This window comes from Acetobacter oryzifermentans, assembly GCF_001628715.1.
Taxonomy (GTDB): domain Bacteria; phylum Pseudomonadota; class Alphaproteobacteria; order Acetobacterales; family Acetobacteraceae; genus Acetobacter; species Acetobacter oryzifermentans.
This window is the reverse complement of sequence record NZ_CP011120.1, coordinates 2,096,555-2,109,961: the sequence shown is the minus strand read 5'-3', so window position 1 is coordinate 2,109,961 and position 13,407 is coordinate 2,096,555. Positions and strand designations below refer to the sequence as shown.

10 protein-coding genes are annotated in these 13,407 nt (G+C 53.8%); 2 read left to right on the top strand and 8 right to left on the bottom strand.

The genetic code is table 11. From position 1 onward, the window contains the following. Positions 1–171 precede the first annotated feature (171 nt). The gene (locus WG31_RS09975; protein ID WP_006117435.1) at positions 172–576 is read left to right on the top strand and encodes a hypothetical protein; all 405 of its coding nucleotides are present in this window, start codon (positions 172–174) and stop codon (positions 574–576) included. Here WG31_RS09975 and WG31_RS09970 read toward each other — a convergent pair. Continuing rightward, positions 573–1,172: an IMPACT family protein gene (locus WG31_RS09970; RefSeq protein WP_006117434.1), complete on the bottom strand. Its 600-nt coding sequence runs from the start codon at positions 1,170–1,172 to the stop codon at positions 573–575. The genes WG31_RS09975 and WG31_RS09970 overlap by 4 nt on opposite strands. A 206-nt stretch (positions 1,173–1,378) precedes the next feature. Here WG31_RS09970 and WG31_RS09965 point away from each other — a divergent pair, with 206 nt between their 5' ends. Continuing rightward, positions 1,379–1,804, top strand: a complete 426-nt coding sequence (locus WG31_RS09965) for a hypothetical protein (RefSeq protein WP_035351972.1) — start codon at positions 1,379–1,381, stop codon at positions 1,802–1,804. Between the two features lie 50 nt (positions 1,805–1,854). Here the strand turns inward: WG31_RS09965 and WG31_RS09960 are convergent, their stop codons facing one another. The 7 genes from WG31_RS09960 to ftsZ form a co-directional block, all read right to left on the bottom strand. Further along, on the bottom strand, positions 1,855–2,679 hold the full coding sequence (locus WG31_RS09960) for a pyruvate, water dikinase regulatory protein (protein ID WP_006117432.1): 825 nt from the start codon (positions 2,677–2,679) through the stop codon (positions 1,855–1,857). A gap of 50 nt (positions 2,680–2,729) precedes the next feature. Next, positions 2,730–5,405: a pyruvate, phosphate dikinase gene (gene ppdK, locus WG31_RS09955; RefSeq protein WP_006117430.1), complete on the bottom strand. Its 2,676-nt coding sequence runs from the start codon at positions 5,403–5,405 to the stop codon at positions 2,730–2,732. A gap of 222 nt (positions 5,406–5,627) precedes the next feature. Further along, positions 5,628–7,715, bottom strand: a complete 2,088-nt coding sequence (gene ligA, locus WG31_RS09950) for an NAD-dependent DNA ligase LigA (RefSeq protein ID WP_063354425.1) — start codon at positions 7,713–7,715, stop codon at positions 5,628–5,630. Next, positions 7,708–9,441, bottom strand: coding sequence for a DNA repair protein RecN (gene recN, locus WG31_RS09945; protein ID WP_063354951.1), 1,734 nt, complete (start codon positions 9,439–9,441; stop codon positions 7,708–7,710). Before recN ends, ligA begins: the two co-directional genes overlap by 8 nt. Positions 9,442–9,598: 157 nt before the next feature. Next, entirely contained in the window at positions 9,599–10,636 is a 1,038-nt protein-coding gene (locus tag WG31_RS09940; protein WP_063354424.1) for an outer membrane protein assembly factor BamD, read from the bottom strand. Positions 10,637–10,732: 96 nt separating this feature from the next. Next, positions 10,733–11,713 (bottom strand): UDP-3-O-acyl-N-acetylglucosamine deacetylase, encoded by a 981-nt coding sequence (gene lpxC / locus WG31_RS09935; protein ID WP_063354423.1) that lies wholly within the window; start codon positions 11,711–11,713, stop codon positions 10,733–10,735. Between the two features lie 153 nt (positions 11,714–11,866). Beyond that, entirely contained in the window at positions 11,867–13,381 is a 1,515-nt protein-coding gene (gene ftsZ, locus WG31_RS09930; RefSeq protein ID WP_063354422.1) for a cell division protein FtsZ, read from the bottom strand. Positions 13,382–13,407 lie beyond the last annotated feature (26 nt).

Here is a 13,407-nt window from a genome sequence, read left to right as displayed (position 1 = left end):
AAATTTCATCTTTCAATGCCAAACGCGTGCGCTTGCCTTTAAATGTATGGCGGGCATATGGCCGCTTGGTTTGGCATTTTGCCATGTTGGTGCAATATAGCACCAGCACAACCCGGCTGGAACGGTTTTTCGGGCAGGGTAAATTTTCATTTTTTCGCGGGGTAACGCGCAATGGCGCAGCTGCGTAAACCGTTTGTAACGGTGCTTTCGGGCATATGTGTTGGATTTGGCCTTATGGCTGGTATTTCTGCAGCTTATGCAGATCCAGCCCTGATGCCTGATGATAATGTTTCCTTCTCTGAAGGTTCTGGCAGCCTCGATTCTAATGGCCAGCAGAGCCAGTCTTCTGAAAAGAAGACCGTGCATGGGCATCGTAACCTGCCACCGGGGTATCAGGATGCACCATCCATGGATTTTCAGCATGGCGCAGACCCGGATCATCTGGCCAAGGTGCATCGTGACTCGGTAACCGGTTCCGATATTTCCAAATATGGTTCTGCCTATCAGAGCAGCAGCCCGTTTGGTTCCGGGCAGGTTGGGGATTCTACCGGCAATGGGTGGGTTATCCCGCGCTAATTTTCTTCCACCAAGCGTATCTGGGCCTGACCATTCGTCAGGTCTGTGATGCGTTGAGTGATGTTTTCCTGCCAGTCTGTGGGTAGCGTAAGAATAAATTGAGCACCCAGAGCATCAAATTCTGGCGTGTCAGCCTCCACTCCCCATTCAGGCAAACGAGACTGTAGCAGCCCGATCAATGAAAACGGGCAATGAAAGCTCAGTTTGATACGGTCTATCAGCGGTTCTTTTGGTGCTTCCCGCAAACATTCTGCCGCAGTGCCAGCATAAGCACGCACAAGGCCGCCAGCCCCAAGCTTGATACCGCCAAACCAGCGCGATACCACAATGGCAACCCGATCAAGCTTTTGTGCAAGAACAACCTGTAAAATTGGTCGCCCAGCAGTGCCTGATGGCTCTCCGGCATCATGGCAGCGGCAATGTGGGCCAAATTGCCACGCCCAGCAATGATGCGTGGCATCTGGCCCGGCGGCTGCGATGCGGCTGATAAAAGCTTCGGCCTCTTCTATGCTGTTTATGGGCGTAGCATTGGCAAGAAAGCGGCTTTTTTTAATATCCCGTTCCAGAGTAAAGGGGCTTAGCAGCGTTTCGGTCATGCGCTTAATGATACAGTCTGCCTAAAACCCAGCAAATATGTATTCTGATGGATGTATGATGAGAAAGCCAAAGTTACGGCCTTATTAAGGTTGTTTCTTTGGTAAAATGGCATGACAGGATGGTGAAAAACAGGCTTGCTCTGTTGGGTGTAGGATCGTTTTGTTCCAATATATGGAAACAATCGCATTTCGCGGCTTTGCAGATTATGTATCTGCTAGCAGTGGAGCAGAAAAAGGAAAGCAGCAGCATGGTGCCTGTGTTGCGTAAGAAGTGTTTGGTTCTGGCAGGTGTTTGCGCAGTTGCTCTACCTATTCTGAATATACCGTCTGCTATGGCAGAAGGTGGGTTGGGCGACGATGACGATGCAGAAACGCATCGTCCAGCAGATATGCACAACTTGGCAACCAAGCCGCCGCTGCCCCGTGCCCATAAGGATTTTAGCAAATATCGCTACAAGCCAGAGGGCGATAAAGTGCAGGAACAGCCAGATGCCAACCGGTTGTTATTCTGGACACAGGATGGCAAGCCAGATGGTTATGCACAGCGGCGTGGAAGCAGCATTATTTATTATAATGCGCAAGGGCAGGCGATACGCATTCAGCACCTGACCCCAGAAGAAATGGCTGACTAGCACGGACTTCCTTCTTCTTCCTGAATGCATTCAGGAAGAAGAAGGTGTTTTTACCCAGCGGAAATCAGATCCAGAATAGCAGCGGATGTTTCTTCAATAGATCGGCGCGTAACGTCAATAACTGGCCAGTTATGGCGGCGGCACAAGCGGCGCGCCCAGTGCAATTCTTCCTGCACTTTTTCCAGATCAATATAGGCATAATCTGCCACAGGATCGATCTTGGCTTTGGATGGCACCATTTGAGACAAACGGTTACGGCGAATTTCAATGAGGCGTTCTGGGTCTATTGTCAGCCCGATAACGGGTTTATTGGTAGTAAACAGATCCTGCGGTGGCTCAATGCCCATTACCAAGGGAACATTGGCTGCCTTTAGGCCCCGATTTGCCAGATAAAAGCAGGTAGGTGTTTTAGAAACGCGCGAGACACCAACTAGAATAACATCAGCTTCGTTCAGACCTTTGGTTTCCTGCCCATCATCATGCGCCAGCACATAATGCATGGCCTCAATGCGCTGATAATAGGTTTCATCCATGATGTACTGGCCACCCGGATGAAGCGTAGCTTCTTCTCCCGTTTCTTCCGTAAGAAAGTGCAAGGCGTTATCCAGCACATCTAATAGCCGCACCTGTAGGCTTGCACAGCCTGCTTCCATATCAGCCTGCAAGGTCGGGTCTGTCAGGGAAGACATAACTGGCCCACGATCCAGCGCGATATGGCGCAAAACCCGGCGGAGCTGAAGTTGCGTGCGAATAAGGTTCCAGTGGCGCAGATGCACTTCTGTGTTGGGAAACTGCGCAATACAGGCGCGGGCAACGGAATCCAGTGTCTGGCCCGTTGCTTCGGAGACAAGGTGGAGCGTGATTTTTTTTTGCATGATCTAGATTCAAAAATGGCCGCCTCGGTGAGAGGCGGCCACCTTTTTGTTCAGGCTTTTACGGCCTTGTTGTTTTTGGCAGCCAGTGCAGCCTGTGCTGCGGCCAATCTGGCAACGGGCACCCGGAAGGGAGAGCAGGATACGTAATCCAACCCAACTTCTTCAAAGAAGGAGATGGAAAGCGGATCGCCCCCGTGTTCACCACAGATGCCCAGTTTGATGTCGGACTTGGCGGCACGGCCTTTTTCCACACCCATACGCACCAGTGCGCCAACGCCTTCGCGGTCGATCGAGACAAACGGATCTTGCGGAAGCAGCCCTTTTTCCACGTATTCTGGCAGGAAGGAGCCAGCATCATCGCGGGAAAGGCCAAGGGTGGTCTGTGTCAGATCGTTTGTGCCGAAGGAGAAGAAGTCTGCGCTCTGCGCAATCTGATCTGCCGTAATGGCTGCACGTGGCAGTTCGATCATGGTGCCGATCTTGTAAGACAGTTCTGCCTTCCGTTCAGAAAGAACATCAGCAATGGCTGTTTCACAGGTTTTACGCACCAGATCCAGTTCTGCCTTGGTGCTGATCAGCGGGATCATGATTTCTGGAGCAACAGGCTTGCCTGTTTCCTTGGCGATATCAAGAGCCGCTTCTGCAATGGCACGCACCTGCATGGCGTAGATTTCTGGGTATGTAATGCCCAGACGGCAACCACGATGGCCCAGCATCGGGTTGGCTTCAGATAGTGCAGACCGGCGTGCGCGCAGGGTTTCAACATCCTGCCCAAGCGCTTTGGCCACTTCTTCCAGCTCAGCTTCACCATGCGGCAGGAATTCGTGCAGCGGCGGATCAAGCAGACGAATGGTTACAGGTAGCCCCGCCATAATGCGGAACAGTTCTGTAAAGTCACTCCGCTGGAAGGGCAGAAGCGCGTTAATGGCTTTGGCGCGGGTGGCTTTGTCATCCGCCATAATCATCTGGCGCACATGGCCAATACGATCAGGGCCGAAGAACATATGCTCCGTCCGGCACAGGCCAATACCTTCTGCACCAAAGCGGCGGGCTGTTGCCGCATCTTCTGGCGTTTCAGCATTGGCGCGCACACCAAGGCGACGGATGGAATCTGCCCACCCCATAAGGGTTGCAAAGTCACCAGAGAGTGTTGGTGGAATGGTGGGAACACGGCCTTTGTAAACAGCACCCGTGCCACCATCCAGTGTAAGCCAGTCACCAGCTTTAAGCGTGTGGCCATCTACCTTCATGGTCTGGGCTTTGTAGTCCACGGCAATGCTGCCAGCACCGGCTACGCACACGCGGCCCATGCCACGGGCCACCACAGCAGCGTGGGATGTCATGCCGCCACGTGTTGTTAGCACACCGCGAGCAGCGTGCATGCCATGCACGTCTTCCGGAGAGGTTTCAACACGCACCAGAATAACATCTTCACCTTTGGCTGCACGGTCTTCCACATCTTCAGCAGAGAACGCGATAACGCCCGTTGCCGCACCCGGAGAAGCGGGAAGGCCACGTGTCAAAAGCTGACGTTCTGCTTTGGGGTCCAGCACAGGGTGCAGAAGCTGATCGAGAGATGCAGGAGGCACGCGGTTAACGGCTTCTTCCTGCGTGATCAGATTTTCCTTGGCCATATCAATGGCAATGCGCAGAGCAGCTGCGGCTGTGCGTTTACCAGAGCGAGTCTGGAGCAGGTACAGCTTGTTAGCCTGCACCGTGAACTCAATATCCTGCATATCGCGGTAGTGGCGTTCCAGCAGATCGCGCACTTTTAGCAGTTCCTGATACGCGTTGGGCAGGGCCTTTTCCATAGGCACTTGGCCTTCAGCCGCACGGGATGCGGCCATGGGCTGCGGTGTGCGGATACCGGCCACAACGTCTTCACCCTGAGCGTTGATCAGGTATTCACCGTAGAAAATGTTTTCGCCGGTAGAAGGATCACGTGTGAAGCAGACGCCTGTGGCGCAATCATCACCCATGTTGCCGAACACCATGGATTGCACGTTAACAGCCGTGCCCCAGCTTGCCGGAATATCATGCAGCTTGCGGTAAGTGTTGGCGCGTGGGTTCATCCATGAGCCAAATACGGCCCCAATGGCGCCCCAAAGCTGCTCTTTCGGGCTTTCAGGAAAAGCAGTGCCGGTTTCCTGCAGAACAATCTGTTTGTAGCCTTTAACGACTTCCTGCCATTCCTCAGCGCTCAGAGATGTATCATCTTCCTTGCCGATGGCACGCTTGATCTGCTCAAGCAGATCTTCAAAGCGGTGGTGGGCAACACCCAGCACAACGGAGCCGTACATCTGAATGAAGCGGCGGTAGCTATCCCATGCAAACCGGGCATCACCGGATGATTTTACCAGCCCTTCAACGGTGCTGTCATTCAGCCCCAGGTTGAGAACTGTATCCATCATGCCGGGCATGGAAACACGTGCGCCAGAACGGACAGAAACAAGCAAAGGGGCATTGGCATCGCCAAAGCGCAGACCCATGGCTTTTTCAACCAGACCCATGGCTTCTTCAAGCTGGGATTCCAGTTCAGCCGGGTATTTCCGTCCGTTTTCGTAGAACGCCGTGCAGACTTCAGTGGTAATGGTAAACCCCGGGGGGACGGGCAGGCCAATATTGGCCATTTCTGCCAGATTAGCTCCCTTACCGCCGAGGAGATTGCGCATCCCGGCGTTGCCTTCGCTCTGGCCTGCGCCGAAACTGTAGATCCACTTGGTCATGTGCCGTTCACTTCATTCCTGCACACAGTAAAGCCAAAAGCCCCGACCGAGGGGAGGAAAAGGAGATAACGGGGCGATAGGCTGGCCTGCGTGCTATTTTTATTCTTGGTTTTGGACGACTTTGTAATCCATCCCTTCGTTGGAAAGTAGCATGACGCAGTTTTGCTGGGCGGGCAATCTCTCTTTTGTATCAGAATACAAAAAAACGTGTGCCGCGCTGCGCTATTCCTGCTCGGAACAAAAAGCGTTCCATTCTGCTTCATCCATGGTTTGAAGGCCAAGTTCCACAGCCTTTTTGGCCTTTGAGCCAGCTTTTTCCCCCAGAACAACCAGATCTGTTTTTTTGGAAACAGAATCCGAAACCTTAGCGCCCATGCGTTCTGCCGTTGCTTTGGCTTCTGGCCGTGTCATGGTGTGTAGGGTGCCGGTAAACACAATGGTTTTGCCAGCCAAGGCACCTTCGGATGCTGCGGTTTCTTCCGTTATGGTCAGATTTGCGCGTAAATCCGCCAATGTTTGCAGATTATGTTCTTCTGCCACAAAGGCCACCAGATCTTCCGCTGTGGTCGTGCCTATACCGGTAATGGAACCCAGTTCCAGCCGTGCGTCAGATCCAATAATGGCGGCAGCCTGCATCTGGTTAAACCAGTTTTCATAGGTGCCATAGTGGCGTGCCAGCAGGCGGGCATTGCTGGCGCCAATCCGACGGATGCCAAGCGCATAAATAAAACGAGAAAGAGAAATGGTGCGGCGGCTCTCTATGGCCTGCAACAGCTTCTGAACAGATTGCTCGCCCCAACCATCGCGCTTTTCTATATCTGCGGCGTGTTCATGCAGACGGAAAATATCACCAGGTGTTAAAATCAGGCCGATATCGTGGAATTCACGAATACTGCGGTCTCCCAAGCCTTCAATGTCAAACGCTTGGCGGGAAACAAAGTGGATCAGCCGCTCCACAACCTGCGCGGGGCAGGTGAGCCCACCTGTGCAACGGCGCACAGCTTCGCCTTCTGGCCGCACCGCCGCCGCACCGCAAGCAGGGCAACGATCGGGGAACTGATAAGGGGCCTGCCGGGGCGTGCTATCTGTAGAAGGGGCAACGCCCAACACTTGAGGGATAACATCTCCCGCCCGCTGGATAAAAACCATATCACCGGGGCGGACATCCTTGCGGGCAATTTCATCTTCATTATGCAAGGTTGCGCGCATAACCAGCACACCACCAACATTTACCGGCTCCAGATGTGCAACAGGGGTAAGCGCACCTGTGCGTCCAACCTGAATTTCTATTTCTTTCAGGCGGGTAACCGCCTGTTCCGCCGGAAACTTCCACGCAATGGCCCAGCGCGGGGCGCGGCCTGCAAAACCTAAGCGTTCTTGCAGGGCCAGATCATCAATTTTGTAAACAACGCCATCAATATCGTAGGCAAGTTCAGCCCGATTCTGGCTGACTTCCGCAAAAAAGACTTCGGCATCTTCTACGCCTTTAATCTGGCGAGAAAGCGGATTAACCGGAAAACCCCATGCTTTGAGTTGCTCCAGATAAGCCCAATGGCTGCGGCTGATTTTTTCTGAGCAGAAACCAAGCGCATAAGCGAATAAGGACAGCGGGCGTTGTGCCGTAATTTTGGAATCTAGCTGCCGTAATGAACCCGCTGCTGCATTACGCGGGTTGGCAAACAGCTGTTTGTTTGCAGCTTCTTGCGCTGCGTTGAGTTCCAGAAAGTGCTTTTTGGAAAGAAAAACCTCACCACGAATTTCGATGAGATCGGGGTAGGAGCCAGAAAGGCGTAACGGCAAATCCTTAAGCGTGCGCAAATTGGCGGTAACGTCTTCGCCTTCAGTGCCATCTCCGCGGGTGGTGCCACGTACAAAACGGCCTTTTTCGTAGGTTAGGCTGATGGAAAGGCCATCAATTTTGGGCTCCCCTACAAAAATCAGTTGTTCTGTCGCTTCCTGATCCAGCCCTAAAAAGCGTGAGGCGCGGCTGATGAAGCCTTCAAAATCTTCCCGGTCAAACACGTTGTCCAGCGAGAGCATGGGCACAAGGTGGATGTGCTTGCCAAAAGCTGTATCGGGTGCGGCCCCTACGGCTTGGGCTGCGCTGTTTTCTGGTTCGGCCTGTGGGTGCTGAGCCACAATGGCATCATACCGCCTGCGCAGGGCATCATATTCTGCATCACTGATTTCTGGCGCATTGTGCTGATCGTAAGCCACATTATGGTGGGCAATTTCGGCAGCAAGGTGCTCCAGTTCTTCCCGTGCTTGTTGGAGTGTCATTGTAGCGGGAAGAAAGGCGGGTTCAGGCATTGTTGTCATGTCCAAGTAGGCTGGCGGCAGCGGCGCGGGCGGCATCGGTTACTGTATCACCGGCCAACATACGCGCAATTTCCTCGTTACGCTCGGTATCTGTAAGTGGGGTGGCGTGTGTTACGGTTTGGCCGTTGCGGGTAAGTTTGCCAATACGCAAATGTGCATCTGCGCTGGCCGCCACTTGAGGGCTATGGGTAACAGCCAGAACCTGCACATTTTGCGCAAGCCGATGCAGGCGTTCACCAATGGCGGCGGCCGTAGCTCCCCCAACGCCCGCGTCAATTTCATCAAAAATCAGTGTACCAATACCTGATTGACCAGCCAGAACCAGTTTAAGCGCCAACATAAGGCGGGAAAGCTCACCACCAGACGCAACTTTAGCTAAAGGCCCTGCTGGTTGGCCGGGGTTGGCCGCGATCAGAAAGATCACCTGTTCCATACCCTGCCTGCTCCACTGTTCAGCAGGAAGCGGCTTGATATCCACCAGAAAGCGGGCTTTTTCCAGTTTGATAGGCTTTAATTCTGCGGTAACGGCCTGCTCCATCTTGCTGGCAGCTTTGGTGCGGGCTTCGTGCAGCGCTTTGGCTTTTTGAATATATGTCAGCCGCGCTTCTTCAGTTGCAATTTTAAGAGATTCCAGCGCCGCCGTGCCGTTTTCCAGTGCTGTCAGGCGGCTAGAAAGCCGAGTAAGCAACTCTGCCAGATCATCTACGGGAATGGAATGTTTGCGTGCCACGGTGCGAAGGGCGAACAGGCGCTCTTCTGTATCTTCCAACAGGCGCGGGTTGGCTTCTGTGTCCGCAGCTAAGCGGGAGAGCAGGTTTTCGGCTTCTGCCAAAGCGTTTTCGGCATTTTCCAGCGCTGTGAGGGCTTCTGTTGTGCGGGCTTCTAACGGTTCGGCTTCTGCCGATGTTGGGGAGGGAGCGGACGCATTTGTTGGCACAAGGCGTAGCAGGGCGCGGGTTGCGCCACGTAAGGCGGCGGCCGGGCCGGGGGAGCGTCTGTCTTTGGGGGTGAGTTCGGAAAGGGCTGCGGCTATAGCTTCTCCACGTCGTTCAGCTTGTTGAAGCGCATGGCGTTGTTGGGCCAATTCCTCTTCCTCACCCGGTTGCGGGGCGAGGGCTGTGAGTTCATCAACCGTATGGCGCAGCCATTCCTCTTCCCGCGCGGCTTCTTCTAAAGCGCGATGTGCATTGGCAAGTTCTGAGCGCAGGGTTTGCCAACGATCAAACGCACCAGCAGTACCACTTAATAGGGAAGGTTTGACACCATAAGCATCAAGCAAACCGCGATGTGTGCTGGAATCGGCCAGCCCCATTTGCTCGTGCTGGCCTTGAATTTCAATGAGGGTTGCGGCCACGCGCCGCAAAAGCGTGATACCAACAGGCTGATCGTTGATCCATGCGCGGGAGCGGCCTTCCTTGGAGATAACACGGCGTAGAACCAAGGGCTCCTGTAATTCTGCGGGAATGTCCTGCTCTTGCAGAATGCCGAATGCCTCGTGTGAAGCAGAAACATCAAAACTGGCAGTTACGCGCGCTTCTGGTGCACCGGCACGTACTAGGCCAGCGCTTGCACGATCACCCATGGCAAGGCCCAAACTGTCTAGCAGAATGGATTTGCCCGCTCCGGTTTCCCCTGTAAGTGCAGTAAAACCTGCGTGGAGTGAGAGATCGAGCGTTTCAATCAGAACAACATCCCTGATGGAAAGGCTTGTTAGCATAATGGCATCCGGTTTTCCGGGCTTGCGCCCAAAGGACAGGAAAGACGGCAAAACACAAAAGCCAATAGCTTCCTGCTTGCCCCGCCCGCGAGGGGCGGCAAATGCACAATACTCATTTCAGGCACGAGCCGCCAGAAAAATGTTCTCTATGTGTTCTTTATTTTGCAGGTGAGCTTGCAGGGGCAGCCGGAGCAGTAGGTTCTGCTTTTACAGGTGTAACAGGTGCTGCCTTAATAGGCATGGCCTGCGGCTGTGTGTTTTCATTACGCGTATCTGTTGCCAGAGCATCTGGTTCCATAGCTGTGCCTTTTTTGGCGCCAGCTGTTCCGGGTTCGGCATCTTTGGGCATATCAGATGCAGAAACAATTTTGCCGGGAATAGGGAACTTATCCGTTAGCAAATGATAGCGGTGCAGATTATCATAGGCATAGCGATACCATTTGCTGCCGGGGTAATTGTAACCCAGCACAATGGCAGATTTACGGGCCTGATCCGTTAATCCCAGATCCAGATACACTTCCACCATGCGTTCCAATGCTTCGGGCACATGGTTGGTGGTCTGGAAATCCTGCACCACACGTTGGTAGCGGTTGATCGCGCCTTCGTAGTTCTTTTCACGCTGATAATAGCGGCCAACCAGCATTTCCTTACCGGCCAGATGGTCTCGGCAGAGGTCAATTTTTAGCTGCGCATCACGTGCGTATTTGGACTGCGGAAAGCGTGTGATCACTTCTTCCAGCGCATCCATAGATTCTGCCGTGCCTTGTTGATCGCGCTGGACATCTGCAATCTGCTCGTAAAAGCACAGGGCGCGCAGATAATAGGCATAGGCGGAATCTGAACTGGTGGGGTGTAGGCTAATAAAGCGGTTAAGCTGCTGCACGGCTTCGGGGTATTTCCCTTTCAGGTAATACGCGTAGCCTTCCATAAGCTGGGCATTCGCGATGTAACCAGAATAGGGGTAATTCTGCTGAAGCGTTTCAAACTCTGAAGCTGCAAGGGCATAGCGCCGAGTGCGCAGGGCATCAATGCCGTTATTGTAAAGGGTTTCAGGCGCAGCAATTTTGGGAGCCGGCGGCAGCTTCTTGTTTTCATTAAACAAGCCACAGCCTGCCAGGCTCGTCAGCAGGGCAACTGAAAGCACGCGGGGCAGGACGTGGCGAAGTAACTGTGGTTTGATACAAATGTCAGACATACCGGCTCTTCATTTAGAGACGGCATCTTATAGCATGCCCACTGCGCAAGAAAAGCAATGAAACAGCTATTGATTCGTTATTGCGCCAAAAAGGCATCAGGCGGCGGACGCAGCGGGTAGGGATGTCGTGATATCACGCCACGCATTCTGGTCTGCAAAAAGGGCGCGTAGAACTTGGTTGTTCAACGCATGGCCAGATCTGTGGCCCCGGAATTCACCCAACAATACGCCACCGGCAAGGTAGAGATCCCCCACCGCGTCCATGACTTTATGCCGAATGAATTCGTCCGGCTTACGCAGGCCCGATGGGTTGAGAATATGGTCATCATCCACCACGATGGCATTGTCGAGCGAGCCACCGCGTGCCAGTCCGGCGCGATGCAGGGCTTCAATTTCCGCTTTAAGGGTAAAAGTGCGGCTATCTGCCAGTTCATGGCGGAAAGACCACGGCGTAAGCTCGGCGCTATAGCTTTGCTGGCCAATGGCTTTTGCCGGAAAATCAATGCTCAGGGAAAGATGAAGGTGGTGGCCTGCTATGGGGTGAAGCTCTGCCCATGAATCATTATGGCAAATCCGAATGGGCTTGGAAACTTCAATAAAACGGCGGGGGGCATCCTGCGCCTTCCGCCCGGCGCAATCCAGCAGGAATACAAAATCGGCGGCAGACCCATCAAAAACCGGAGTTTCCGGGCCGTCAATCAAAACAAGCACGTTATCTATGCCGCAGCCATTCAAGGCCGCCATAAGATGCTCAACCGTAGCCACCCGGTTTTCTGGGCGTTGAGCTTCACCCAAAACGGTGCTTAGGCGTGTTTCCAACACGTTATCGTATCGGGCCGCAATGGGGGCCGCATTGGGCAGATCTGTACGCTGGAACACAATGCCATGTCCGGCACTGGTAGGATGCAAGCTCATGCGAATGGATTGCCCCGTATGCAGCCCCGTGCCAGTGCACGAAATGGCATGACGAAGCGTATGCTGCAAAGCAGACGGGGTTTTCCTTATAGATGGCATAAAAGATACTGGGCTTTCTACAATATCGGAATACAGGAGAGGCTCCCTTAGCAGACCGTCCATTATCTGGGCATCCTATGCTTGCGTAGATAGAAAGTTATGACAACGCTAAAGCTTGTTTCTGGGAGAAGCCAGTCAACGATTATTGCCATCTATTACATAAAAAATGCGCCGCCTTATGAAAGGCGACGCATTTATAGAGTAAAGTATAAAAAATTAACGGCGCAGGAAGGTAGGAATTTCCAGCCCCGAATCTCCTTCACCAGAACGCAGGCCAGATCCCTGATCAGCTTGGCTGATGGTGGGGCGCGGCTGAGCGTTGGGTTCCTGCCGGGAAGCATCGGCTCCGTTGCGGCGGAACGCACCAGTTACGCGGCCAAAAAGGCTGCGATGTGCTGGGGCTTCCTGCTGCTGAGGGGCTGCGGCGGGTTGGCGCGGCGTTTCAGTAAACAGACCAGCGCGGGGAGATACCGCCGGGCGTAGCTGTTGAGGCTGGTGGTTGGTGGCTGCTGTTGGCGCAGCCTGTACCGGCACTGTATGTGCTGGCGGAGCAGAAACATTATTGGCGCCAGCGGGCTGAAAAACCTGCGCATGCTGCGGTGCCGCTGTGGCCTGTGTAGAAGGCGCAGCCTGCGTTGTTGTGGGTGGAGCAGGCGCAGTAGTCGGCGCTGGCGCGGCGCCACCAACAGCAGCCTGCGGCTGTTCTGCCGGAGCCTCACCCTCAACCGCCACCAAATGCGGACGATCGGTCGAATCGGAAGGCATATCAATGCCAGTGGCAACCACAGATACCCGGATACGGCCGCTCATTTTTTCATCAATAACAGTCCCGAAGATCATGTTCGCGTCTTCAGGCACTTCACGGCAGACACGGTTAAATGCTTCTTCTGCTTCAAAGAAGGTCATGTCTTCGCCACCGGTTACGTTCACCAGCAGGCCCTTGGCGGTGGACATGCAGGTATCTTCCAGCAGCGGGTTGGAAATAGCGGCTTCTGCTGCTTCTACAGCGCGGTTTTCACCTTCACCTTCACCTGTGCCCATCATGGCTTTGCCCATTTCAGCCATAACGCTGCGGATATCGGCAAAATCCAGATTAACGTAACCACGATCCATCATCAGATCGGTTACGCCGCGCACGCCCATGTTGAGCACCTGATCAGCCAGTTGATAGGCTTCACGTAGGGTCGTACGTTCGTTGGCAATACGGAAAAGGTTCTGGTTGGGAATAACAATCAGCGTATCAACATACTGCTGAAGTTCCTTGATACCTTCATCCGCAACGCGTCCACGGCGTTTGCCTTCATAAGCAAAAGGCTTACTGACAACACCGATGGTCAGAATATTCCGCTCACGCGCCATGCGGGCAATAACGGGGGCTGCGCCTGTGCCCGTGCCACCACCCATGCCGGTGGTGATAAAAACCATGTGAGCGCCATCCAGATACCGTGCAATTTCATCTGCTGCTTCTTCTGCCGCAGCCCGGCCTACTTCTGGCTTTGCGCCGGCACCCAAACCGTGGGTCAGATGTGGGCCAAGCTGGATTCGGCTATCTGCCAGACTTTTTTCCAGACTTTGGGCATCGGTGTTGGCAACAACAAAATCAACCCCCTGCAGGTTGGACGCAATCATGTTGTCAACTGCGTTCGTTCCCCCACCGCCAACACCAATAACTGTGATTTTTGGGGAAAAATCAGCATGTGTTTGGGGTGGAACGGTCAGGTTGAGTGTCATGTGTGTCTCCCGAACGGCTGCAGCTT

What these genes read in the sequence shown, in the direction of transcription:
- WG31_RS09975 (WP_006117435.1), top strand. Translation starts at nt 172, where the DNA reads ATGGCGCAGCTGCGTAAACCGTTTGTAACGGTGCTTTCGGGCATATGT.
- WG31_RS09970 (WP_006117434.1), bottom strand. Translation starts at nt 1,172, where the DNA reads ATGACCGAAACGCTGCTAAGCCCCTTTACTCTGGAACGGGATATTAAA.
- WG31_RS09965 (WP_035351972.1), top strand. Translation starts at nt 1,379, where the DNA reads ATGTATCTGCTAGCAGTGGAGCAGAAAAAGGAAAGCAGCAGCATGGTG.
- WG31_RS09960 (WP_006117432.1), bottom strand. Translation starts at nt 2,679, where the DNA reads ATGCAAAAAAAAATCACGCTCCACCTTGTCTCCGAAGCAACGGGCCAG.
- ppdK (WP_006117430.1), bottom strand. Translation starts at nt 5,405, where the DNA reads ATGACCAAGTGGATCTACAGTTTCGGCGCAGGCCAGAGCGAAGGCAAC.
- ligA (WP_063354425.1), bottom strand. Translation starts at nt 7,715, where the DNA reads ATGCCTGAACCCGCCTTTCTTCCCGCTACAATGACACTCCAACAAGCA.
- recN (WP_063354951.1), bottom strand. Translation starts at nt 9,441, where the DNA reads ATGCTAACAAGCCTTTCCATCAGGGATGTTGTTCTGATTGAAACGCTC.
- WG31_RS09940 (WP_063354424.1), bottom strand. Translation starts at nt 10,636, where the DNA reads ATGTCTGACATTTGTATCAAACCACAGTTACTTCGCCACGTCCTGCCC.
- lpxC (WP_063354423.1), bottom strand. Translation starts at nt 11,713, where the DNA reads ATGGACGGTCTGCTAAGGGAGCCTCTCCTGTATTCCGATATTGTAGAA.
- ftsZ (WP_063354422.1), bottom strand. Translation starts at nt 13,381, where the DNA reads ATGACACTCAACCTGACCGTTCCACCCCAAACACATGCTGATTTTTCC.